The sequence below is a fragment of the Bacillus pumilus genome, from assembly GCF_024498355.1.
Taxonomy (GTDB): domain Bacteria; phylum Bacillota; class Bacilli; order Bacillales; family Bacillaceae; genus Bacillus; species Bacillus pumilus_P.
Genome location: NZ_CP101833.1, coordinates 3,451,248 through 3,475,475 on the forward strand (window position 1 = coordinate 3,451,248; position 24,228 = coordinate 3,475,475).

Below are 24,228 nucleotides of genomic sequence, written 5' to 3' on the forward strand. Positions count from 1 at the left end.
CTCCTTTTCTCCATTAGAATATAGAACGTAACCCGTCTCTATGAGCCGTCTCTATGCGAAATTCGTTTTCCTTTATTCCCGACACAAGCCATGAATGTTTCTCACCTGGTATAACAAATAACATGGACTCCACATCCGGCGTATTGTTTTTGTCATAGGCTACCTTCATAAGGGAATCCATCTTTCCTTTTCTCGCCTGCACATCGGAAACAAATGCCCTCACGAGTTCTTGATTCTCTGTTTTATTAAGGAAGGAAAAACACTCATCTTTCCCTTCGCTTGCTTGCTCTAACAGCATTTCAAATTCCTCTGCTTGCAGGTTAATAACAGGTATGCGGTGATCACACATGTGTATGCTCAAAAAGGCTTTCACTTGCTCCTCTGCCTGCTGATCGTCTTTCAGTTTATGGATCTGATGCACTTGTTGATCATAAAGCGTATGATGCGCATACACGCCCGCCTGCGTCGTATGAAAGGAGGTACTGACTTCTTCATCTAACTCTCCAAATCTTGAAGCCTTGACGGTATGAGATGCATCATTCATGGCCTGGATGAAATGACGGTATTCTGCTTTATAACGGTATTGTCTGTTTCGAAATTCCAGCACGTCTTTTGCCAGCAAAGAGCGGCACGCAATTTCAAACAAAAACCCAAGACGTTCATCCTCTACATCAGGATAATAGGCTTCCTTTAAGGACATGCCTTGTTCAAAATAGCCTTCACTGTAAAAACTAAAGATGAGTTCCTCGATACTTAGACTCAGCTGATCCAACTTGATCTCTCCTTATCCAAAAGAAAATGCGCCCTTAAAGAAATCGCCTGCACCCTTTATAAGCGAGTCTGCGGTTTCTTTTGTTTGTTCTATCCCTTTATGTATCATCTGATTTGCTTGATCAATGGTGTCATTGACTGCTTTCACACCTTGACCCGCCAGCTCAAATGCTTTTTTCCCTTTATCCACGACTGTATGAATCGGTTCCTTTAATTTCACTGCGACCTGTTCAGCAAAACCGGATGTCAGCTTGGCGACTTTTTCTCCAATAAATCCACCTACTGCTGATCCAATGGCGCCACCAACAACTGTTCCAATCGGGCCCGCAAAGCTTCCGAGAGCGCCGCCGACAACGGCACCTGCGACGGACCCGCCAGCGATAAAGACCGTATTATTCACTGCATTTCCAACAGCCTTTGCATTTTCACGCTTAAGAACTTCCGGCTGATCACCGAATTCTGCATAGTTCTCAGCCATTTTCAAACCACAGCCAACCGTTTCCGTTGCACCAGTGACAACTGTTGCAATGATGGCATTTCCTTTAGCAAATCTTGCCCCATTTTTCAGAACAGACTTGATTCCAGCCGTGTCCTTCCAATTGATACTCCCTTTTGTAAAATCGCGGACACTGTTCGTAAACGCAACCGTATCGTCAGGATAAAATTTCGTGAATTTCTTATGGACCAAATCAGCCATCGACCAGTTGGATCGTTTTAATAATTCTTTTTTACTCAGCCAAATCCTTGCTAGCCGGTCAAATCTCGTTCCTTCTACCTGGCTGGTCAAATCAAGCAGCAGCTTAGAATGCTGCGCTGCATAACGGCCATTTTCTTTCATAAAGGTTGTCATCCCAAGCCCGTAGTATTTCGCCTGCATCATCACGATACCAGCTAAGCTCGTGAGCGTGCCATATTGATCATAGATGCTGTACATTTTCCTTAGAATATCATCTGCATCGACCATTTTATCTGCTGCATGACGAATCGCGATATCATCACTGCTCAATTTGCTTATTAATGCTTGTCCAGCACTCCATGCGTCCCCAACACCAGAAAAACAGCTTCTATACCGAGGATCACAGCCTAAAATCAAATGATCCAGTTCACTATGTAAATCGTGGTGCTTTGTTTCGGTGGCGGAAAGCTCACCTACAAAATCATTCGCCAGCCCTGTCAGCTGATCTGGATCAACCACAATGTCACGTGCCATCACATCATCTCCCTTCTCGGTTTCTTTCTCTCCGTTCTTCTCGTCTTTTTCGCTCAATCTCTTCCATTCTGGCAATTTCGGCTTTACGCTCCTCGATCTTGACTGCTGCATCCCGCAGTTCCTGGCTCGTTTCAAGCAAGTCCTTTTCAAATTGATCATAGCGTGCCGTTGTTTCCTCAAAGCTTTGATCAAATTTATTCTTTGCTTCTCCTTGCCAGCCTGATCCTACTGCTTTCAGCCGATTCTCAAGCAGCTGCTTCGACTGCCGAATCTCATCAGCCGCTTCCTGAAACTTTTGAGCGAGTGCCAGCGTTTGACTAGAATCCAACTTTCGCACCCCTTTCTCCCAATTTAACGTACAAATGGATGATTTTATATGTCCTCATTATAAATAAAAAGACACCCAAAAAAATCACCCTAAAGAACCATTCAGCACATCGCCTAATAAAAGTAGGCCTTTTTCCTCTCTAATTGCCAGAGAAAACCTTTCTTGTTATGAAGCGCATTCAAGACGTGATAAAATGAACATATTCTACAAAAGGAGTGACGTATAGATGAAAGAGGAAATGATCAAGCGTTTCACAAGTTATGTGAAAGTAGATACTCAGTCTGATGCTGAAAAAGAAAGCTGCCCATCTACTGCAGGACAGCTGAACCTAGCGAGACAGCTTGTTGAAGAGATGAAATCCATCGGGATTCAAGAAGTAACAATGGATCAAAACGGCTATGTTATGGGAACGATCCCATCTAACACCGACAAAGAAGTGCCAACGATTGGCTTCCTGGCTCATATTGATACAGCTACTGACTTCACCGGCAAGAATGTGAAACCGCAGCTTCATGAGGACTATCAAGGCGGTGACATCACGTTAAATGAAGATTTACATATCGTGTTATCTCCAGCACAGTTTCCAAATTTGCAAAAGTACCAAGGACATACGCTCATCACCACTGATGGCACGACCTTACTTGGTGCAGATAACAAAGCAGGTATCGCAGAAATTATGACCGCCATGCATTACCTCATTCAGCATCCAGAAATCAAGCATGGAAAGATTCGAGTCGCCTTTACTCCAGATGAAGAGATTGGCAGAGGACCGCACAAATTTGATGTCGATGCCTTTGGCGCTTCCTATGCTTATACCATTGACGGCGGACCGCTTGGAGAGCTTCAATATGAAAGCTTCAACGCAGCAGGTGCCAAGGTATCGATTAAAGGAAACAACGTCCATCCAGGTACAGCGAAAGACAAAATGGTCAGTGCTGCGAAGATCGGGATGCTCTTTCACAACAAACTCCCTTCAGATGAATCTCCGGAGTATACAGAAGGATATGAAGGCTTTTTCCACCTGACGAAGTTTGTAGGAGAAGTGGAAGAAGCAGAGCTGCAATATATTATCCGTGATTTTGATAAAGAGAAGTTCAACAATCGCAAAGCACTATTTGAAAAGATTGCAAATGACTTAAAAGCGGTCTACGGCGAAAACAGTATCACCCTCAGCATTCAGGATCAATATTATAATATGAGAGAAAAAATTGAGCCGGTTAAACATATTGTGGACATTGCCCATGAAGCAATGGAAAACCGCTCAGTGACACCTGTGATCGAACCTATACGCGGCGGTACAGATGGCTCTCAGCTTTCATATAAAGGTCTCCCAACACCAAACATCTTTACTGGCGGAGAAAACTTCCACGGTAAATATGAATTTATTTCAGTGGAAAACATGGTGAAAGCAACAGAAGTCATCGTGGAAATCGCACGTTTATTTGAAGAAAAAGCATAGACATGTTTACAACCGTTCCTGTTCGGGAACGGTTTTTTAATAAAAGTTTACAATATTCTGAAACTTTTGTGACACTTAATCGTACTAATATAGACAACCCCAGAAAAATTCTTCTTGACGAGTGAAATAATTGGAAATATAATAGTTAAAAACAACCAGTATTTTAGACCTAAATTAGCAGATCATCTAAACCTTAAGAACTAAACCGTTTCTGCTGCTTATTTTCAGTTATAAACATCACTCACCCTGTCTACACTGAAAGAATAGGATGAATTGGAGGAATGTCATATGATGATTTTATTGATTATCGCTTCACTTTGCTGCTACTTACTTTTCTCTTTCAAAAAAGATAACCGCACCCAAAAACGAAAAAGCGCAGAGCTTTCGGAGTTTGAAATCTTTCGTATGCGCCGCCACTACAACGGCAAACGCCGCCATCCACTAAACGATGCACCTAAACAAGTATAAATTCAAAGAAAGAGCCTCATCAGGGGTTCTTTTTGTTTGTGTAAGAACGTGTTTTAGACACAATAATAAACGACCACATCCAGTGGCCCTTTGTCTTCTTTTCAGCGTGATAGAAAACCTTTGAAGTCTAGGAAGAACGAGCACTGGCGCGGAGCGAATTTGACATTCGTGAGCACCAGCGCGCAGGACTGACAACGAATGCGAGGGTTTGTCTACACGCTGAAACGACCACATCCAGTGGCCGTTTCTCTTTTTATTTATACACCTTTGCAGGTACTTGAATCATAGGAATTCCTTGATAGTATGGTGCGATTTCATAACCACAGATCCAACTGGAGCAAACAACGAAACAATCAGCGAAAAAATAATCAGGCTGATCGTTAGGCCTTTTTTCATTGTCATAGTAAAAACCCCTATTTTCTTCTATTACCAATTGAGTATACCGTGACAAAAGAACCAAAAGAAGCGTCATTTCCATATTATTCTTCTCTTTTCCACATCGGGTTTGTTTACCGTTTTCATAAGTTCCTGTATGCTTAATGTAGAATGTTAGATGAAGTGTGGTGTTTATCATAGAAGAGAATATTTTTAGTCATATTCGGACAACGTTTCATAGTTTGTCCCCAACCCAGAAAAAGATTGCCAATTACATTTTACAAAACCCTCAGAAAGTTGTGCTTCATTCCATTAGTGCACTCGCAGCTGAATGTAACACAAGTGAAACGACGATCTTTCGGTTTTTACGAAAAATTGGCTATGAATCGTACCAAGTGTTTCGTGTCCATGTCGCGCAGGATATTGCGACCAATACTCCTCAATCCATATACGGCGAGATCGAGGCATCTGATAGTGTAGCAGATATTAAACATAAGGTCATAGAGTTAACAACAAACTCGATTCAGGATATGAAGCATATTTTAGAAGATCAAGCCGTGACTCAATTTATCGAACAAATGAAACAGGCACATAAAACCGTCTTCTTTGGAGCAGGTGCGTCCAGTTTTATTGCAGGAGATGCTTATCATAAGTTCCTCCAGCTTGGTTTTGAAGTGAGTCTGTGCAGTGATCCACATATGATGAATATGATTGCAACACACGCCACGGAACACGATTTTATCGTCGCGATCTCCCATTCAGGAGAGAGCAGAGAAATTCTTGATGCCGTGCAATTTGCAAAAGAAAAGGGGGCAGCAATTGCCTCTATCACGAGCTATCCGAAATCAGAGCTCGCAAAGCGCTCTGACTTTCACATGCTCAGTTCATCAAGGGAAACAACATATCGATCCGACTCTATGATCTCCCGTATTAACCAGCTCGTCATCATTGATGTTCTTTATGTCGCAGCTGTTTTAGAGCTAGGATCAAATGCCATTGAAAACGTGAAACGATCTCGATTAGCCGTAGCTAAAAATAAAACATGAACGCATAAGACCGGAGCTGATTCCGGTCTTTTTTTGTGACTTTTCTCATATTTTCCGTTGACACGTTCCTATCACGTCATGTACATTAAATGAGCAATAGTTTTTTTTCTACTATTATTTAAATTAGATAGTATATATACTAACATTCAGAAAAGAAAGCGCTTTTTGTAAGGGTTTTCTATATGGGAGGCGGACAAAGTGACAAAACAGATTGGATTCATTGGACTAGGAATTATGGGAAAACCTATGGCACTCAATCTATTAAAAGCCGGTCATACTGTGACTGTGTTTGATCTGAACGAGGAAGCCATTCGAGCATTACAAGAAGCAGGAGCAAAGGGCGCTTTTTCAGCAGCTGAGGCAGCTTCTGAAAGCGATGTCATCATCACGATGCTTCCTAAAGGCGAGCATGTAGAAGCAGTTATATCAGGTGATCATGGCATTTTAGCTACAGCTAAACCTGGCACAGTCATCATAGATATGAGCTCTATTTCACCAGTTACCTCTAGAGCATTGGCCGCCCTAGCAAAACAGCACCAGGTAGAATTTATGGACGCACCTGTCAGCGGCGGAGAACCAAAGGCGATAGACGGGACACTTGCTATTATGGCTGGCGGCGAAGAAGCCATCTTCGAACAAGTAAAGGATGTCCTGCTCGCGATGGGCACAGAAGTCGTATTAGTTGGGACAAACGGAAGCGGGACAACAGCTAAACTTGCCAATCAAATCATCGTCAACTTAAATATTGCTGCTATGTCTGAGGCGCTCGTTCTTGCCGCTAAATCAGGCATTGCGATTGATAAAATGTATGAAGCGATCCGTGGCGGACTGGCAGGGAGCGCCGTTCTCGATGCAAAGGTCCCACTGATTTTGGATCGAAACTTTGAACCTGGCGGACGCATCGACATCAACTTAAAGGATTTAACCAATGTGATGGAAACTGCCCATGATATCGGAGTTCCTCTCCCTCTTTCTAGTCAGCTGCTTGAAATTTTCCATGCCCTCAAAGCAGACGGAAAGTCTGGACTTGATCATGGCGGCATCGTTCAATATTACGAAAAAATGGCTCATGTCGAAGTGAAGAAAGGATGAGATGATCATGATGCAAAGCACTGAAATACTGAATGCCATTCCGAAAGCGGATTCAAAGAGCATTCAAACGGCATATGAACAAGCACTAAGCCATTTTCAGCATAAAATCATTGTATTAGACGATGATCCAACAGGTATTCAAACCGTACATGGCGTCTCCGTTTTCACTGATTGGTCAGAGGAAAGCATTGAAGCCGGTTTTCTTGAAGACAGCCGTATGTTCTTTATTTTAACCAATTCTCGCAGTATGACTGAGAAAGAAACTGCCGCTGCGCACGAAACGATTGCTTCAACGATTGTGAAAGTAGCTGAGCGGCTTCATCAAGATTTCATCATTGTCAGCCGGGGAGATTCTACCCTGCGTGGACACTTTCCGCTGGAAACTGAAGTACTCAGAACAACCATTGAACAACGAAGCTCCTTCCAATTTGACGGAGAAATCATTCTTCCCTTTTTCCAAGAAGGCGGACGCTTTACGATCAACAATATCCACTACGTACAGGAAGGACACGACTTGATTCCTGCTGGTGATACAGAATTTGCACGAGACCGTACATTCGGCTTTCAGTCGTCTCATCTCGGGGAGTGGATTGAAGAAAAATCAGGCGGAACGTTCACAAAAAAGAACACCACCTACATTTCGTTAGAAGATATACGGGCTTTACGCATTGATCAAATCAAGGAGCAGCTCATGACCGTGAAGGATTTTCAAAAGGTGGCTGTGAACGCTGTAGATTATGACGATGTCAAAGTCTTTGTCACCGCCCTCATTGATGCCACCCAAGCAGGTCAGCAATTTATTTTCAGAAGTGCGGCTGCTCTCACAAAAGTACTTGGCGGCATCCACGACCAATCCTTATTAACAAGAAAAGACTTGATACAAGAAGAAAGCCCAAACGGTGGTCTTATCATGGTTGGTTCTCATGTCAAAAAAACAACGGAACAATTAAGAGCGCTGCAGCAAAATAAAGAGATCGCTTTTATTGAATTTAATACACATCTCGTGTTAGAATCCAAAGAATTTCAAGAGGAAATTGACCGCGTGATTGAGCAAACCGAAATGTTGTTAGCATCCGGTCAATCTGTTGCTGTTTATACAAGAAGAGAACGCCTTGACCTTGGGGACAATCGTCAAGAGGAGGAATTAAAGCTTTCCGTTCAAATTAGTGATGCTGTGACAAGCATTGTCCAGCGTCTCACAATTCGCCCTAAATATCTCATTGCCAAAGGTGGAATTACCTCAAGTGATATTGGAACAAGAGGGCTTAGCGTCAAACGTGCGACTGTTGCAGGTCAAATTAAACCTGGTATTCCCGTTTGGCAAACAGGAGAAGAAAGTAAATTCCCCTTCATTTCTTACGTGATTTTCCCGGGAAATGTTGGCTCAAAGGATACGTTAAAAGAAGCTGTAGAAATACTTGAAGGATAAAGCGCAGGGAGTGTTCTCGCTCCCTTATGCACCACAAAGGAGGAAAGACCATGTCGTTAGTTTTTATTGGACTTGGCGTTTTGTTATTGCTTTTACTCATGGTTGTCTTTAAGTTAAACGCTTTCATTTCGTTGATTATTGTCTCTTTAATTGTTGCTGTTTTAGAAGGTATGTCACCACTTGAAGCGATTGCTTCCGTCGAAAAAGGACTCGGTAGTACACTCGGGCATCTAGCACTGGTTCTCGGTTTTGGAGCGATGCTCGGTAAATTGATGGCTGATTCTGGCGGCGCCCAGCGCATTGCGATGACGCTCATTGACCGATTCGGCATTGGGAAAATCCAATGGGCAACAATGCTGACTGGATTTGTTATTGGAATTGCTCTGTTTTATGAAACCGGATTCATTATCTTAATTCCATTAGTCTTTACCATTGCTCAAGCCGCAAGACTTCCTGTGTTGTATGTTGGCATGCCGCTCGTCGCTGCACTCATCACAACACATGGCTTCCTCCCTCCTCATCCAGGGCCGACAGCCATTGCCAATGTCTTTCAAGCAAACATGGGACAAACGTTGTTAGTTGGAATTATTTTAGCAATTCCTGCTGTGTTAGTAGGCGGACTACTGTTTACGAAACTATTTCAAAAAGATCAATTGCATGCACATATACCGAAAAACTTATTTAATCCAAAGGAATTTACAGAAGAGGAAATGCCAAGCTTCGGGATTAGCATTTTTACCGCTGTTTTGCCTGTATTACTTATGACATTCAGAGCATTTTTAGAAATTTTCTTCCCATCCTCTCCATTCTTGCCAACAGCTGAGTTTTTAGGTGAACCGGCGATTGCGCTATTAATCTCAGTGCTGCTTGCCATCTACACGTTTGGACTTGGCAGGGGCAAAAGCATGCAGGAAGTCATGAAGTCGATCACGGATTCTATTGGCTCCATTGCAATGATTCTATTAATTATTGCAGGCGGCGGCGCTTTTAAACAGGTGCTCATCGATAGCGGCGTCGATCAATACATTGCGGGGATCATGCAAGGAAGCACTCTTTCTCCCCTGCTCCTCACCTGGCTGATTGCTGCTGTCCTGCGTGTATCATTAGGGTCAGCAACTGTCGCCGGTCTCACCGCGGCTGGCATTTCTGCACCACTTATTGGATTAACGGGTGTCAGCCCGGAATTAATGGTGATCGCAACAGGTGCCGGAAGTATTACGTTCTCTCACGTGAATGATGCGGGTTTCTGGATTTATAAAGAATACTTTAACCTGTCAATGGCCCAAACCTTTAAAACATGGACATTGATGGTCACTGTTCTTTCACTTGTCGGACTAGCTGGTGTTCTTGTCGCTGATTTGTTTATGTAGGAAAATAAATTGTAAAAACCATTGACTTTTTCTCGAAAAGATTGAATAATTGTGTATATTAAGAAAATTGAATCAAAAGGTAACCTTATTAAGAGTGGTGGAGGGACTGGCCCTGTGAAACCCGGCAACCGCTGTTCCTAGGAACAGAATGGTGCTAATTCCTTAAGCAAGCACACGCTTGTTTGAAGATAAGGCAGAGATCTCACAGTATATGATGCTCTTCCTTATCCAAGGAAGAGCTTTTTTATTTGATATTCAACCTGTAGAAGGAAGGGATTCAGCATGACACAAGTACAAACCATTGGAAAGAAAACAACAAAGCCGCCATTTCGCGCAGATCAAGTAGGAAGTTTACTCCGTTCAGAGCGCATCAAAGAAGCACGTAAGCAAAAAGCAGACGGTACGCTGACAGCAGAGCAGCTCCGACAAATTGAAAATGCAGAAATCACACGTATTGTGGAGAAGCAAAAGGAGATTGGATTAGAGGTTGTGACAGACGGAGAATTCAGACGTGCATGGTGGCATTTTGACTTTCTTGAAGGACTTGATGGGGTCGAAGGATTTGAAGCAGATCAGGGCATTCAATTCCACAACACTACGACAAAAGCACGAGGCATTAAGGTAACAGGCAAGATCGATTTTACAAATCACCCAATGCTAGAAGATTACCGCTTCCTTCACAGCATCGCTGGTGATCATACGGCAAAAATGACGATTCCAAGTCCGAATATGCTCTTTTTCCGTGGAAAGCTTGATGAAGGTGTGTATGACAGCTTAGATGATTTCCACCATGATGTGGCCCAGGCGTATAAGAAAGCCATCCGTGCTTTTTATGATGCAGGCTGCCGCTACTTGCAGCTAGATGATACGGCATGGGCAGTGTTCTTTTCTGAAAAAGGTCATGAACAAATCAAAGCCTTTGGCCGCGAGGAAGATGAACTTCGTGAGTCGTTTGCAAAAACAATCAATGAAGCCGTTGCCGATCGCCCAGAGGATTTAGTCATCACAATGCACATTTGCCGTGGCAATTTTAAATCAACATGGGCAGCTGAAGGTGGTTACGAAGCAGCGGCAGAAACGATTTTTGCTGGTTTAGATCTTGATGGCCTCTTTTTAGAATTTGACGACGATCGTTCTGGCGGATTTGAGCCTCTTCGATATGTGAAGAACCCAAATCTTCAAATCGTACTTGGTCTTGTGACTTCAAAGTACGGTGAGCTTGAGCCGGTTGAACAAATTAAAAAACGAATCGAGGAAGCGGCTCAATATGTGGACATTAACCAAATTTGTTTGAGTCCACAATGCGGATTCGCATCCACGGAGGAAGGCAATCTGTTAACAGAAGAGCAGCAATGGGAAAAGCTGCGTCATGTGATTGAGATTGCTGATCAAGTGTGGACTTCATAGTCCCTTGACGAAAAAAGAGACAAACCGCATCATCAGCGGTTTGTCTCCAGGCTGTCGAGAAAATCTCGACAGCTTTATTTTTTTCCTTAAAGTTTCCATTCCCCCGTTTTATAATAGAGAAAAGCATACTAAAGGAAGGTGTTTTTCTCATGTTCCACACTAGAAATTCTTCTCAGCACCAAGCCGAATTTGTATTGCTAGATCAACTGGTCGAAGAGGATCACCTGCTTCGTAAAATTGATCAGTACATTGATTTTTCATTTATCATAGACAAAGTAAAACCATATTATAGTGAGAATAAAGGTCGCCCTTCTCTTGATCCACTCATTCTGTTCAAAATGATGTTTATCGGATACCTGTATGGTATCCGTTCAGAAAGACAGCTTGAAAAAGAAATTTACTATAACATGGCGTATAGATGGTTTTTAGGTTTGAATATCAATGACCCCGTTCCTCATCATTCCACCATTAGTTGGAATCGTCGTACTCGATTTAAAGATACAACGATTTTTCAAGATATTTTTGATGAGATTGTGCTACAAGCCATCAATCACGATATGGTTGGAGGTCGTGTCCTTTTTACCGATTCAACCCATCTAAAAGCGAATGCCAATAAACATAAATATACGAGAAAAACGATCGAACAAGATACTCAGAACTATATGAAAGAATTAGATGAAGCCGTTCAAGAAGATCGAGAGGTACACGGAAAAAAGCCCTTAAAGGAAAAAGAGGAGGTGAAAACGAAAAAAGACATTCGCCAAAGTACGACTGATCCTGAAAGTGGCTATCTTTATCGTGAAAATAAGCCTGAAGGCTTTTTCTATCTAGACCACCGTACAACAGATATGAAATACAATATCATCACTGATGCCCATGTCACGCCCGGTAATGTCCATGATTCTGTTCCCTATCTTGATCGATTGGATCTCCAAATCGCACGATTTGGTTTTCAAGTAGAAGCTGTTGCCCTTGATTCTGGTTATTTAACAACACCAATCTGTAAAGGTTTATCTGATCGACATATTTTTGGTGTTATTGCCCATAGACGTTTTCATCCAACAAGAGGATTATTTGAGAAGTGGAAATTTCAGTATGATTCTAAACATGATCATTACATATGTCCAAATGGTGAGAAGCTTTTATATACGACAACTGATCGAAAAGGTTATAGGTTCTACAAATCAGATCCTAAAAAATGTGCATCGTGTCCTTTCCTTGAAAGCTGTACAAGATCTAAAAATCATCAAAAAGTGATCTCAAGACACGTGTGGGAAGAACATAAAGAAAAGATCAGACAAAATCGTCTATCTGTCTCTGGAAAAGAGCTATATAAAAAAAGAAAAGAAAAAATAGAGCGAAGCTTTGCAGATTCAAAACAACTGCACGGGCTTCGCTACTGCCGGTTGAGGGGAAAACAGAATGTGAGTGAGCAAGTTCTTCTCACAGCTGCGTGCCAGAACATGAAGAAGATTGCCACACACCTAGCGAAGCTAGGCTAGGTGTGTGGGAGGCCTTTTTCAATACATTTCATTCTTCATACATACGTTAAAAATAAAAAAGATTGTAGAAAAACATGAGTTTCTCTACAATCTGGAGACAAACCGCATCATCAGCGGTTTGTCTCTTTCTTTTATACATCTAAATAATCACCATTCGTAGCAATCACTTGTTTATACCAATCGAAGCTTTTCTTTTTCTTTCTATCTAATGTACCGTTTCCTTCATTATCACGGTCGACATAAATGAAGCCGTAGCGTTTTTTCATTTCAGCAGTTGAAGCACTGACAAGGTCAATTGGGCCCCAGCTTGTATAACCGATCAGGTCTACTCCGTCTGCGATCGCTTCTCTTGCCTCTAGCAAGTGGCTTCTGAGGTAATCAATCCGGTAATCGTCTTGAATCGATCCGTCCTCTTCCACTTGATCGACAGCGCCCAATCCATTTTCTACGATAAACAATGGTTTTTGGTAGCGGTCATACAGCTGATTAAGCGTCGTACGAAGTCCTTTCGGATCAATTTGCCAGCCCCAATCACTTGCTTCAAGGTATGGGTTTTTCACGCCTGCAAATAGATTCCCACCTTCAGCCTGATCAAGGATTGCAGGATCTGTACTTGCCACAAAGCTCATATAATAACTGAAGCCGATATAGTCCACTGTATGGTTTCTTAAAATGTCTTCGTCACCATCTTGGAACTCAATGGTGATTCCATTTTCACGTAAATAACGTTTCATGTATCCTGGATAGTAGCCTCTTGCCTGTACATCTGAGAAGAACAATGTTTTCCGGTCTTGATCAATCGCAGCAAACATATCTTCTGGTCTTGAGCTGTACGGATATGTGGTCATAGCTGCAATCATACAGCCAATTTTCGCATCTGGAATGATTTCGTGTCCCGCTTTAACAGCTAAAGCACTTGCAACAAATTGGTGATGGGCTGCTTGATATTGAATGCTTTTCTCGTCTTCGCCTTCTTCAAATACAAGTCCGCCACCTGTGAAAGGGGCATGTAACACGACGTTGATTTCATTAAAAGTCATCCAATATTTCACTTTGTCTTTATATCTCGTGAACAATGTTTTAGCGTATGTTTCGTAAAGATCCACAAGCTTACGGTTTCTCCATCCGCCATAGTTTTTCACAAGTGCAAGAGGCATTTCATAATGAGAGATGGTCACAACTGGCTCAATCCCGTGCTTGTGAAGTTCATCAAACACTTTGTCATAGAAAGCAAGACCTTCTTCATTTGGTTCAGCATCGTCGCCATTTTGGAAAATACGCGGCCAAGAAATCGATAGTCTGAAGCACTTGAATCCCATTTCTGCAAAGAGTGCAATATCTTCTTTATAGCGATGGTAGAAGTCGATTGCATCATGATATAAGTTAAGGTCTTTCATTGATTCATCGAATGGGTGCATAATGCCATGTGGAGATACGTCAGCTGTAGATAAGCCTTTTCCACCTTTGTTATAAGCGCCTTCAATTTGGTTGGCAGCAACAGCGCCGCCCCATAAGAAACCTTTAGGAAATGTTTTTTCTAACTTGTTCATGTTGAAAGACCTCCTCATTTTCTTTGACACTGACTGTGAGCAATGTCTCTTTCTCTATGATCGTTCCATCTGTTTTCGCATCAACTCGTGCAAAATCGTTTGTGTTGGTGACGATAATAGGCGTGGTGACATCATAGCCTTCTTGCTGAATACCCTTGATATCAAATTCAACCAGCACATCTCCTGCTTGAACAAGATCACCGGACTGCACATGACTTGTGAAATGCTTTCCGCCAAGCTTCACCGTATCAATCCCAACATGGATGAGAAGCTCTGTACCTTTGTCACTCTTTAATCCAATCGCATGTTTTGTTTGGAAAATGGTTTCAACCTTGCCGTTGAACGGTGCAACAACACGTCCAACTGTTGGTACAATGGCAGTACCTTTACCCATGATTTCATTAGAGAATGTTGCATCATTTACTTGATTTAACGGCTTTAATTGACCTTCAAGTGGGCTTTGTACCACTTGATTTTGAAGCGCTTCTGTATCTTTCTTTTCTTCCGGTTTGTCTGCTTTTGTTTCATCTTTCACTGGTACATCCTTGAATCCAAGTACAAGTGTCATGATGGTTGCCACAGCAAAGCCGATGACTAAACCGATTATTGAGTAGACAAACGTTGGTCCGATGAACGTTGGGATACCTGGAATACCTGCTGATCCAGACACCACATATGATTTCACTTTAAAGATGGACATGAACACGCCGCCTGCTGCTGCACCAATAAGAGCTGCAATGAACGGCTTTTTCAATCTCATGTTCACACCATACATAGCAGGTTCAGTAATCCCCATTAACGCTGTGATGCTTGTAGACATCGCCAATGATTTGAATGTTTTGTTTCTTGATTTTAAGAAAACACCGAATGCTGCGCCAGCTTGTGCCATATTTGCAACAAACATCATTGGAATAATGTAGTCAAAACCATTTAATGTAATATTGTTGATCATGATTGGAACAAGCGCATAGTGCATGCCCGTAATGATCAATGGTGACATGAAGCCGCCGATTAAAAGTCCGGCTAAAATACCTGCATGTTTAAACAATAAATCAATTCCGCCTGAAAGGCCATTTCCGATAATTGCGCCAAGCGGTCCAACCGCTATGAGCATAATTGGTACAACGACAAGAAGTGTAACAGTTGGAACAAGGATAATTTTTAATGATTTCGGACTATATTTTTCTGCAAATCTTTCAACATATGAGCCGAGCCAGATTGTGAGTAGAATTGGAATCACCGATGAAGAGTAGACAACGGCAACCACTGGCAAGCCTAGAAATTCTGTATTTCCTGCGCCCAGTAAAGCGGTTAACTGCGGATGCAGTGCTGCTGCTGCAATGGCAGCGGCGATATACTGATTTGTGCCAAGCTTTTTAGCTACGCTTACAGCAAGCAGAATCGGTAAGAAGTAAAAGGCTCCGTCTCCGATAGCTGTTAAAATCGCATACGTACTGCTTTTATCTGATATCCACTGGAACGTCAGCATCAGTGCCAATATCCCTTTGATCATACCGGCTCCAGCAATGGCTGGAAGAATCGGCGTGAAGACACCAGAGATAAAATCGAAAAGCTTTGATATCACATTTTGTTTTGATGCTTCTTCTGTACCGCCTGACTTTACATCTATTGACAGGCCTGAGTCAGCAATCATCGCTTGATAGACATTTGAGACATCATTGCCGATAATGACATGGTATTGACCGCCGCTTTGATTCACACCCATGACGCCATCTGTTGATTGCAGTTGCTCCTTATCCGCCTTGCTTTCATCGTATAAGTTGAAGCGAAGTCTTGTCATACAGTGCGTGACGTGCTTGACATTCTTTTCACCGCCGACAAGCTCTAAAACTTCTTTTGCTGTTTGTTTGTGGTTCATTGTATTACCCTCCAATCGTTGATTAAATCTTGATATAGAAAAAACCTAAACATCCATTAATGCCCGAAAAATAGCGATTCAGACATTAATCGATATTTAGGTTTTGCCTGCTTAACCAGTAACAATCCTTCATAGCGATTGATCATTATTGAATTTTATAAGTCTTTAGATATAAAAAAACCTAAATCATGCCTTATCAGAGATAGGGACAATGATTTAGGTTTTGCCTGCTTGATCAGTAACAATCCTAAAAGATTGTGGGTTATTTAGTTTATAGTTATAAATTATCATGTTAATTTTGTGATGTCAACGCTTTCTTTTTGAATTTATTTTCTTTTTATTACTCTGTCGATATGCAAAGTTAAGTATAACATCTCATCTTCTATGAGACTTCGGTTGTGTTCTTTTTGAACATACGCATTAATTTTTTCGGCGCATTGGAAAGCTGCTGTGTTTTTTTCTCTTACCACTTCATACAGAAATTCATTTTGATTTTCCATTTGTGTTTCGTTAAACAGGCGCTGTCCAAAAAACTTTAAATGCGTGACAAAACGGAAATAATTTAATGATTCCTCGTCCAAATCAATTTGAAAGTGATACTTTACGATATTCAAAATATCTTGAATGAGCTTCGTGATTTGAATAACATTTGGCATTTCCTCATTGAGCTCTGCATTGACAATATGCATGGCAATAAAGCCTGCTTCATCCTCAGGAAGATGGATGTTGAGCTTGTCCTGTATGATACGTATCGCTTCTACACCGCACATGAACTCCTCTTTGTACAACCGTTTAATTTCCCAGAGCAAAGCATTTTTGATGTCCATTCCTTTTTGATGACGTTCGATGGCAAAGGTGATATGATCCGTCAACGTCACATAGATGCTGTCATTTAAATTTTTGTTAAGGGTCGTTCTCGCATAATCAATAATCGCCTCACACACTTGCATATACTCGATTGGAATATCATAAAGCAGGGTTTTGAATTTTTCTGATATATCTTTATTTTGAATGGAAAATACTTTTTCGATACGTTCTTCGTCAATCGGGTCTCCGCTTTTCTTTTGAAACGCGACCCCTCTGCCCATAATGACCAGTTCATGCTGCTCGTCATCATACGCACTGACTACATTATTATTGATTACTTTCGAAATGATCAATTGATACCCCCCAGTACATTCCACTTTTTCGAGCATCTCATTGTAGATTGATATGTCATTTTATTATTATCTTCAAAAAAGAGGACTTTAAGATGATTTTACATTTTTTTTTGATACGGTCAACTAGAAAGAATGACATATTACCTCTCAAAAATGACGAAATAGGGGCAAAACAGGCTAAAAACATACACAAAAACACTCTATGAAGAGTGTTTTTTACAAAATTAGGAGCAATCCCAATTATAGGCGATATTCTCGAAATTTTTCCGTTTGAGGTCTTCTGGTTTGATAAAAAAGTTGGCGATCCCGCAATCTCCCCACAGCAGGTCAACTTCATCATCTGAGTCAATTTGCAATAATAGAACGGTATGTTCTTGATCTACATATGTACGCGGGTCCTCTTGTGTAAACCCTGGATACCCGCCTAATTTATGACCAAAGCCACTCGCTATGTCATAAAATTCATCTAGCAGGGCATCTGCTTCATCAGCATCAACATTCGCATCTTCAAATAGGTCCCAGCTTTGTTTGCCTGTGACTTTTTCAAATCGAAAATCTCCTACGCTGATCGTTTCGCTTGATAATTCACCTGTAATCGCGCCTTCCTTCGTGACAGGAAAATAAAAATCATCTGGGATTTTCACAAAAGAAAAATCAGTTAATAACTCTTCTTCTGCTAAGAAAGGTTCCTCAATGAATTTGATCCGAAAATCTTTTTGCTCTGTTTTATGGTCAATATTCATCCCATAAAGATCATCATGCACAGAAATAAAGATTTGCAGAAGTCCTGTTTCTGGATAATCTTTCAGCTTCGGCAGCTGACCGAAATTCATTTGTGCCAAAAGCTTCATAGGGTGTCCTTCACCGTCAACTGGATATACGTCGTTTTTTGGGAAGTAAGGATCACCAGCTATTTTGCTGTCGTATGGTCCTGTTTTTCCTTGTTTCATCTTTAATTGAATCATTGGTTTTTCGGTTTGCTTTAACAACGGACGGTAAGGCGCGAGTATTTCTTGCAGCTTCGCTGATTGTGTCATGATGATCTTCCTCCTTATGAATAGGTCTAAAGACCAAACTGGTCTCTCTTTTTCTATCATACAGAAGTGTACCCTGCCTGTCAGCGATCAACCGGTCAATATCCTGACACATATCTCACCTTAAAACGTTAAAAAACCTCCGATACAGCTGGAGGTTTTGGTCCGGAAGTTTTTATTTCACTTGATAGTTTACTAAGTCGTCTGCCAATGTTTTCATCGTTTCGTTTGTTTCGTGAAGTCCTTCAATAATTTTTGTAAAAGTGCCGACAAGCTCTGCTTGATGTTCAGAGGAAGCCACAATTTGTGAAATTTCTTCTTCCATTCCTTTAATAGAGCTCTGTACATCTTTTAGCGCTGTTTCGATATCAGTTGTCGCTTGCTTCGCATGAGTGGATAGCTTTCTCACTTCTGTTGCGACCACTCCAAAGCCTGCCCCTGCTTCACCTACTCTTGCAGCCTCTATGGATGCGTTGAGTCCGAGTAAGTTCGTTTGATCAGAGATACCTTTGATGAGATTGGACACTTGATTGATTTTAGAGGAATTTTCGACAGTGGTTTTCGTATTTTGTAGAATTTGTTCACTTGTCGCTTGTAGTTCCTCTGAATGTGCGGCAACTTGCTGTACCATCGCGACTAGTTTTTCGGAAGCTTGGTTGCTCTCCGTCATGATGTGATCTAATCGTTGTTGATTGGTTTGGTCATATGCAACACAGAAGGCAGCGGCAACTTGACCAGTCTCATCTGTAATCGGGACGGCTACGATATCCATAGGAATCCCATATACTTCTTTCGGGATTTGGATAAACGATGGCTCTCTCCCATTTTTCAGCATCGCAAAGTTTTGAAATCCATCAGCCACTGTATCACCAGCTTTAAAACCTAAATCAATGTCCCCATGTTGCTGATAATAAAGAACCTTCTCTTTCCCTAAAACAGAAAAGGTTAGTTGCTCTCTCATAGCTAGTCCAATGATTGGTAAAGCGTCTATTATGTTATCAATTCTCTGTGACATTCGCTCACGTTCATCCTCTCTTTTTCTCAGTACACCTTCTTTATCGGTTCTTTATATGATCTATTCCAGCCTGCAATGTGTACTAATATCAATCAAATGACCTAAGACATATAAAAAGCCCACATTCTATCAAGAGAATGTGGGTGTTTTTAAAAAAAGAAAATGCATATGGAGACACTGACACCTATGAAAAAAAGATACAAATAGTCGATCCATGAGGTGCTGATGATATGATAATACGTTCGCTCCCTCGTCCCTGTGAAGCCTCTTGCTTCCATCGCAATCGCTAGGCGTTCAGATTTTCGTACGCCCTGCGTGAAAAGGGGTAGTGCATAACGTATAAAGGCTTTCCAGCTGTTTTTTTGCTTGTAGCCTCTGATTTTATGCGCAGCCTTCATTTGCTTTAATTCACTTTGAAACAACGGGATAAACCGGAAGCCGGCAAGCATTCCATACGCCCATTTTGGTGACATTCGGCATTGATGTATTAAGCTCATCATAAAGGCTGTCAAATCTGTTGTGGAGGTAAAAAGGAGACCAAATGTCACAAAGCCAAGCATTCTGAGAGATATGGTGAGTCCATTTCTTAAACTCTCCTCTGTGACATGAAACCAGGCCCACTTCCAAACAGTATGATCCCCCTTGCCGAAGGCCGCCATCATCCAAAACACAAGAATAAAAAAGATCAAATAAGGGATAAATCTTGTGATAAGATACTTGATATTCCAACTGCCTAGTACAAGCCCGATGCCCAGAGCAAACAGCCAGATGATGAACGTTGTTTTAGGATCAGAAATCGCCATCAGACAGCACATTGCAAGAAGGTGAGCGAGTAATTTCATAACTGGATTCACAGTGGATAGAAAGGAGTGATTACTTTGCAATCGTCAGCACGTCCTTTCTTTCAGCCACATAGCGATAATGCAAAGGCACTCTCAGCTGATAAGAATCAACGAGTTTCTGATTTGAAAATAAATCATAAGGCGTGCCATCATACACATGCTCTCCTTGGTGAAAAAGCAGCACCTGATCTGCGCACTCATCGACGATCTCCATATCATGTGTGACCATCATAACAGTGGTGCCTTGGCGTTGGCGCTCTTTTAAACGTCTGATTAATTCCTTCGCCGTTTTTTCGTCCTGCCCGAAAGTCGGTTCATCTAACATTAATACATCCTGATCAAAAAGAAGCATTGTGGCGACACTTAATCTTCTTTTTTGCCCTAAACTTAAGGTGAAAGGATGTGCTTTCGCATGCTTCTCTAAGCCGAACTCTTCCAATAGCTGAACCGTTTTTTCTTGTACAACTGATTCTGGCCAATTTCGCTGTCTTCCGCCAAATGCGATTTCATCAAACACCGTGTCTTGTATAAATTGCAGCTCTGGATTTTGAAAAACAAAGCCTGCTTTTTCATATAGTAATCGGTCAGACCACTTTTTGAGATGTTTTTCTTTTAAGAAAATATGGCCTTTTTTGATTGGCTCTAAGCGGATTAAATGTTTGAGACATGTACTTTTTCCGCTTCCATTTTCCCCGATGATCGCCACCCAATCTCCTGCTTTTATATCCAACCGAAGGTCATTCATAATCCTTTTTTTCCCGTAGCTTAATTGAAGATCCTCTGTTCGAATGATTGTCTCTCGATCTGTTGATCGGACTTTCTCACGCCGCTCTTTGCTTGACTCAAAGGTTTGCATAAGTGTTTGACTCAGTGGGTGAAATGGATCTTGAATAATAGTGGACCATTTCTCGGGAAATATTTTTGGACGCCAAATGCCTGCCTCTTTCATTTCTCCCTCATATGCTGTCATCACATCTTTCGGAGATCCATCTGCCAAAATGCAGCCTTGATCATCTAATAAAATAACCCGGTCCATCCATTCGATGACACCGTCTAGCACATGCTCCACAAAAATCATGGTTTGATCCTGATCAGCTGCAAGCTGCTGTAGCAGCTGAAATATCTCCATTCTGCCTGCTGGATCAAGCTGTGCAGTCGGTTCATCAAAGAACAGAACATCCGGCTCTAACGCTAGTAAGCAAGCAAGCGCCAATCGCTGCTTCATGCCGCCTGATAATGTGTGAATATCTGTATTCGGATCGACATCCAGTTGTACTTTTTGCATGAGATGCCGAATGATGTCATCCATCTCTTCACGAGGTACAGAACGGTTCTCTAAGCTAAATGCAATTTCTTCATTGACCCGGTGCATACAAAACTGGGAATCAGGGTCTTGAAACATGACGCCTGTATGTCTTTGTAACATCACTTCTCCCTGCACGTCTGCTTCCATATGTTCTGGAATAATTCCAGCAAGAACCGAAATGAGCGTGGATTTTCCGCTTCCGCTTGGCCCTAAAATGAGCACCTTTTCCCCTTTTTGAATAGAAAGAGATACTTCATGCAGAACGGGCTTAGGCTGTTCATAAAAACGGACAGTGAGATTATTGCACGCGAGAAATGAATCCATGCTGTTCACCTTTGTTTCGTTTTTCTTTCATGATGGCATATTGATTCAGTACACCGGTCTTGGATAATGCATCCACTACAACTTTCGCTAAGCATCCCCCAAGTATCATACCGCTGATGATTTGAGTCACAAGTGTCATGAGTAAAACTTGAGGCGTGTAATAACCAAATCCATTGGCCATCAGGCTATATGCCATCGCTCCAACAGCTGCAAAGGCACCAGACAGCATAAGTGTCCACATGCGATATCGTTTATAACCAAAAAGAGCGAAGGCGATTTCTGCCCCAAGTCCTTGGCATACACCAATCAGCAGAGCTGAAAGACCGAAGTGGCTGCCTGTCAGTAATTCCACGGAGGCTGCGGCTGTTTCTGCAATGAGGGCAGCTCCCGGCTTTTGGATGATATAAGCGACGATTGGACTGGCAATCACCCAAATTCCAAACATGATATTGCCTCCTGCTGGACCCACAAGTGCTGTAATCGGTAAATAAAGAGTGGACCACCCTAAGTAGATCACACCGCACGCCACAGATAGAATCACGGCAAGGACGACTTCTTTCATCTTCCACGTCATGATGAATGCACCTCCAGCTTGACTGGCCACTCTTCCACAGTGAACGCCATTTCCCAGAATTTGTACTCAAGCTGACAGCTTAAGAAGAAGTGCTGTTTCATTTTTTCTTTTTCTTTCTCACTTGCTCCTTCCGCCCACTGATCAAGCCTTTTGCAAAGCTCAACTGTAACAGAGTCAGTTAACCCGCCATAAAACGTGATCCACTCATAAAATGGATGTGCCGGGTCAGGCTGCACGTCTGAAAGCATTCGTTTGCCTATTTCCCAATATGTCCAAGGGCAAGGAAGCAAAACAGCAATAATTTCTCCAAGTGTGCCTCCCTGTGCGACTTGCAGCATGTGATGAATATAGTGATGAGCACTCGGCGCCAACGAAGCACCTTGAAGCTCATCATATGCTACACCTGCCACTCGGCAAAGGTTTTGATGAGGATGCGTCTCACTATCTAGTACAAAAGCCATCTGCTGATGGAAAAAGGCAATGTCCTCTCTATCTGTACACCTGCTGATTGCTGCCGCATAAATTTTAATAAATGCATGTAAGTATTCTGCATCTTGTTTGACGTAATGAATGATCTGTTCCTTTTCAAGCTTTCCTGCTGCCAGCCCTCTGACAAACGGATGCTGATAAATGGCTTCAAATAATGGTTCCGCTTCTTTCCTTAATTGCGTTGAAAATGTCATAAAAAAAGCCTCCTCTTCTTCAGTTGAATAAATGAAAAAGCCACCCCAAATGGAGCGGCCTTCTTATCAATTCAATCATGAATAAGACAAGGTCCAGCTCCACTTCCCTCCGCTAGTACGAACTAGATCAGGTTCAAAGGGTCCAAGATTTTCTCTTGTCTCAGTCATACATGACTCCCCTAGTGGACTTTTGTCATTTAATTATCTTTACTCTACACATGTGGCGATTTGATGTCAACCGCCTTTCTTAATTCAATGTTTTAATTGTTGGCAGCTTCTCGATCCCTGCAGCATAGTAAAAATTAAGGACACTGAAGAAATCAATCGGCTTTCCTGTTTTTAAATCAACGGCTAAAATATGATCGCCGTAATTTGTCAAATCATCAAGGTCTAGGCGTCTTGGTGTTGTCTTCCCGAGAGTATCAACAAAGGTATCATGATAATATTGCCCGCTTGCAAACGATGATTGATGGTACATAAACAATGTCTCCACATCTAAGTAGACGAGAATGGCCTCTGAGGAACTCGCATAAGGAGCTGAGTACGACACTGGTGCCGAAATGCTTTTCACTTTCACACTTGAAATCGAATGGGTTCTCTGTTCATATTTTCCATCATATGAGAAATAAAACACACGCTTCCATTCATAATCTGCTGTCTTCGATTGCTTGTTATATACTTTTGTGCCATTTGCAAATACATCACCATTTGCATACTCAGCTACAAAGTATTGCAGGGTTGACGATAGAGATACAGCACCTGTGAAATTAGGTGGATTTTTTGCATTAACCTGTAACGTGTAGGAGTCTCCGAAGTCTCCACCGCTTGTGATACCAAATGCGTAATCACCAGCTGGTAAATTGGTTAACCCAAGAAGACTGCCAGCCGGCTGAATGAGATCCGTTGGGTAGGCTTGTCCTGTTTCATAATCAACAACAAATAATTGGACGAAATAATCAGGATTTGAAGAGGTAATCCGGCTGATGAGTGCCTGGGGTGAAGACGTGCTTAAAAACCATAAATCAACTGGATCGTCCTCTGTTAAGACAGCCGATTGGTTGATTGCTAGTCCATCAATGGAGCGTACGGCAGACGTGCGCAGCTTTCCATCTTTAGCGGCTTTTCGTTTGATACTTATTCCGTTTTTCTTATCTACTTTAAATGTTTTTTTCATTTGCTTCTGTTGAATAGCGGTTCCTTCATCCTGCTTCAAAAACGACTCTTGCACTTGCTGAATGGCTTTTTCCGTCAGTGGCGACACTTTTCCATCTGATTTTGGCGCTTCTTCTGCTTTTAACGCTGGTGAAAATAAACCTGTTGTCACAAGTAAAACAGACAGTAAAGCTGCGGTGATTTTTACGTAAAATGCTCTCACAGGAACATCCCCTTTTCCCTCATTTGGGT

General features: G+C 41.9%; 21 protein-coding genes and 2 riboswitches. Of the genes, 8 read left to right on the forward strand and 13 right to left on the reverse strand.

Annotated elements, in window-relative coordinates:
* Positions 1-13 precede the first annotated feature (13 nt).
* From NPA43_RS17660 to NPA43_RS17670, 3 genes are read right to left on the reverse strand one after another with little or no spacing between them, the layout of a single operon-like run.
* Positions 14-772, reverse strand: a complete 759-nt coding sequence (locus NPA43_RS17660; protein ID WP_256499145.1) for a hypothetical protein — start codon at positions 770-772, stop codon at positions 14-16.
* Positions 773-784: 12 nt separating this feature from the next.
* Positions 785-1,981: a DUF6861 domain-containing protein gene (locus NPA43_RS17665; protein ID WP_230031620.1), complete on the reverse strand. Its 1,197-nt coding sequence runs from the start codon at positions 1,979-1,981 to the stop codon at positions 785-787.
* Between the two features lie 4 nt (positions 1,982-1,985).
* Positions 1,986-2,309, reverse strand: a complete 324-nt coding sequence (locus NPA43_RS17670; protein ID WP_230031621.1) for a WXG100 family type VII secretion target — start codon at positions 2,307-2,309, stop codon at positions 1,986-1,988.
* Positions 2,310-2,535: 226 nt separating this feature from the next.
* Between NPA43_RS17670 and pepT the strand changes: the two genes are divergently transcribed.
* From pepT to NPA43_RS17710, 8 genes are all read left to right on the forward strand, one after another.
* On the forward strand, positions 2,536-3,768 hold the full coding sequence (pepT, locus tag NPA43_RS17675; RefSeq protein ID WP_230031622.1) for a peptidase T: 1,233 nt from the start codon (positions 2,536-2,538) through the stop codon (positions 3,766-3,768).
* A gap of 288 nt (positions 3,769-4,056) precedes the next feature.
* Complete coding sequence (locus NPA43_RS17680; protein ID WP_008345664.1) at positions 4,057-4,236, forward strand: hypothetical protein; 180 nt, start codon at positions 4,057-4,059, stop codon at positions 4,234-4,236.
* A 563-nt stretch (positions 4,237-4,799) separates the two neighbouring features.
* A complete protein-coding gene (locus tag NPA43_RS17685) occupies positions 4,800-5,657 on the forward strand; it encodes a MurR/RpiR family transcriptional regulator (RefSeq protein ID WP_256499146.1) in 858 nt (285 codons plus the stop codon).
* Between the two features lie 198 nt (positions 5,658-5,855).
* Positions 5,856-6,749, forward strand: coding sequence for a 2-hydroxy-3-oxopropionate reductase (gene garR, locus NPA43_RS17690; protein ID WP_230031624.1), 894 nt, complete (start codon positions 5,856-5,858; stop codon positions 6,747-6,749).
* A 7-nt stretch (positions 6,750-6,756) separates the two neighbouring features.
* The gene (locus NPA43_RS17695) at positions 6,757-8,178 is read left to right on the forward strand and encodes a four-carbon acid sugar kinase family protein (protein ID WP_256499147.1); all 1,422 of its coding nucleotides are present in this window, start codon (positions 6,757-6,759) and stop codon (positions 8,176-8,178) included.
* 50 nt (positions 8,179-8,228) lie between these two features.
* Positions 8,229-9,548 (forward strand): gluconate:H+ symporter, encoded by a 1,320-nt coding sequence (locus NPA43_RS17700; protein ID WP_230031626.1) that lies wholly within the window; start codon positions 8,229-8,231, stop codon positions 9,546-9,548.
* An 82-nt stretch (positions 9,549-9,630) separates the two neighbouring features.
* Positions 9,631-9,743, forward strand: a riboswitch (SAM riboswitch).
* Positions 9,744-9,830: 87 nt separating this feature from the next.
* Positions 9,831-10,955 (forward strand): 5-methyltetrahydropteroyltriglutamate--homocysteine S-methyltransferase, encoded by a 1,125-nt coding sequence (locus NPA43_RS17705; protein WP_099727200.1) that lies wholly within the window; start codon positions 9,831-9,833, stop codon positions 10,953-10,955.
* A gap of 149 nt (positions 10,956-11,104) precedes the next feature.
* Positions 11,105-12,457, forward strand: a complete 1,353-nt coding sequence (locus NPA43_RS17710; protein WP_099682813.1) for an IS1182 family transposase — start codon at positions 11,105-11,107, stop codon at positions 12,455-12,457.
* A 131-nt stretch (positions 12,458-12,588) separates the two neighbouring features.
* Here NPA43_RS17710 and NPA43_RS17715 read toward each other — a convergent pair whose 3' ends face one another.
* The 10 genes from NPA43_RS17715 to NPA43_RS17760 all read right to left on the reverse strand — a co-directional run bounded on the left by NPA43_RS17715 (position 12,589) and on the right by NPA43_RS17760 (position 24,199).
* Positions 12,589-14,007 (reverse strand): aryl-phospho-beta-d-glucosidase, encoded by a 1,419-nt coding sequence (locus NPA43_RS17715; protein ID WP_099727201.1) that lies wholly within the window; start codon positions 14,005-14,007, stop codon positions 12,589-12,591.
* Entirely contained in the window at positions 13,979-15,886 is a 1,908-nt protein-coding gene (locus NPA43_RS17720; protein WP_256499148.1) for a beta-glucoside-specific PTS transporter subunit IIABC, read from the reverse strand. The genes NPA43_RS17715 and NPA43_RS17720 overlap by 29 nt, the downstream gene beginning before the upstream one ends.
* 326 nt (positions 15,887-16,212) lie before the next feature.
* A complete protein-coding gene (licT, locus tag NPA43_RS17725; RefSeq protein WP_249705650.1) occupies positions 16,213-17,046 on the reverse strand; it encodes a BglG family transcription antiterminator LicT in 834 nt (277 codons plus the stop codon).
* A gap of 224 nt (positions 17,047-17,270) precedes the next feature.
* On the reverse strand, positions 17,271-18,083 hold the full coding sequence (locus NPA43_RS17730) for a YwqG family protein (RefSeq protein WP_256499149.1): 813 nt from the start codon (positions 18,081-18,083) through the stop codon (positions 17,271-17,273).
* 172 nt (positions 18,084-18,255) lie between these two features.
* Entirely contained in the window at positions 18,256-19,095 is an 840-nt protein-coding gene (locus NPA43_RS17735; RefSeq protein WP_256499150.1) for a methyl-accepting chemotaxis protein, read from the reverse strand.
* Between the two features lie 149 nt (positions 19,096-19,244).
* Complete coding sequence (locus NPA43_RS17740) at positions 19,245-19,979, reverse strand: energy-coupling factor transporter transmembrane component T family protein (RefSeq protein ID WP_230031637.1); 735 nt, start codon at positions 19,977-19,979, stop codon at positions 19,245-19,247.
* Positions 19,969-21,567, reverse strand: coding sequence for an ABC transporter ATP-binding protein (locus NPA43_RS17745; protein WP_230031639.1), 1,599 nt, complete (start codon positions 21,565-21,567; stop codon positions 19,969-19,971). The genes NPA43_RS17740 and NPA43_RS17745 overlap by 11 nt, the downstream gene beginning before the upstream one ends.
* Positions 21,542-22,141 (reverse strand): ECF transporter S component, encoded by a 600-nt coding sequence (locus tag NPA43_RS17750; protein ID WP_230031641.1) that lies wholly within the window; start codon positions 22,139-22,141, stop codon positions 21,542-21,544. The genes NPA43_RS17745 and NPA43_RS17750 overlap by 26 nt, the downstream gene beginning before the upstream one ends.
* A complete protein-coding gene (gene tenA / locus NPA43_RS17755; protein ID WP_099727209.1) occupies positions 22,138-22,824 on the reverse strand; it encodes a thiaminase II in 687 nt (228 codons plus the stop codon). Before tenA ends, NPA43_RS17750 begins: the two co-directional genes overlap by 4 nt.
* A gap of 87 nt (positions 22,825-22,911) precedes the next feature.
* Positions 22,912-23,015: riboswitch (TPP riboswitch) on the reverse strand.
* A gap of 56 nt (positions 23,016-23,071) precedes the next feature.
* Entirely contained in the window at positions 23,072-24,199 is a 1,128-nt protein-coding gene (locus tag NPA43_RS17760; protein ID WP_099727210.1) for a hypothetical protein, read from the reverse strand.
* Positions 24,200-24,228: the final 29 nt, after the last annotated feature.

Bases quoted from the DNA above. Each gene is read 5' to 3' on its own strand.
- tenA (WP_099727209.1), bottom strand. From the start codon at position 22,824: ATGACATTTTCAACGCAATTAAGGAAAGAAGCGGAACCATTATTTGAA.
- NPA43_RS17715 (WP_099727201.1), bottom strand. From the start codon at position 14,007: ATGAACAAGTTAGAAAAAACATTTCCTAAAGGTTTCTTATGGGGCGGC.
- NPA43_RS17750 (WP_230031641.1), bottom strand. From the start codon at position 22,141: ATGACGTGGAAGATGAAAGAAGTCGTCCTTGCCGTGATTCTATCTGTG.
- NPA43_RS17700 (WP_230031626.1), top strand. From the start codon at position 8,229: ATGTCGTTAGTTTTTATTGGACTTGGCGTTTTGTTATTGCTTTTACTC.
- NPA43_RS17720 (WP_256499148.1), bottom strand. From the start codon at position 15,886: ATGAACCACAAACAAACAGCAAAAGAAGTTTTAGAGCTTGTCGGCGGT.
- NPA43_RS17695 (WP_256499147.1), top strand. From the start codon at position 6,757: ATGATGCAAAGCACTGAAATACTGAATGCCATTCCGAAAGCGGATTCA.
- NPA43_RS17710 (WP_099682813.1), top strand. From the start codon at position 11,105: ATGTTCCACACTAGAAATTCTTCTCAGCACCAAGCCGAATTTGTATTG.
- NPA43_RS17745 (WP_230031639.1), bottom strand. From the start codon at position 21,567: ATGGATTCATTTCTCGCGTGCAATAATCTCACTGTCCGTTTTTATGAA.
- pepT (WP_230031622.1), top strand. From the start codon at position 2,536: ATGAAAGAGGAAATGATCAAGCGTTTCACAAGTTATGTGAAAGTAGAT.
- NPA43_RS17730 (WP_256499149.1), bottom strand. From the start codon at position 18,083: ATGACACAATCAGCGAAGCTGCAAGAAATACTCGCGCCTTACCGTCCG.
- NPA43_RS17735 (WP_256499150.1), bottom strand. From the start codon at position 19,095: ATGTCACAGAGAATTGATAACATAATAGACGCTTTACCAATCATTGGA.
- NPA43_RS17665 (WP_230031620.1), bottom strand. From the start codon at position 1,981: ATGGCACGTGACATTGTGGTTGATCCAGATCAGCTGACAGGGCTGGCG.
- NPA43_RS17680 (WP_008345664.1), top strand. From the start codon at position 4,057: ATGATGATTTTATTGATTATCGCTTCACTTTGCTGCTACTTACTTTTC.
- NPA43_RS17705 (WP_099727200.1), top strand. From the start codon at position 9,831: ATGACACAAGTACAAACCATTGGAAAGAAAACAACAAAGCCGCCATTT.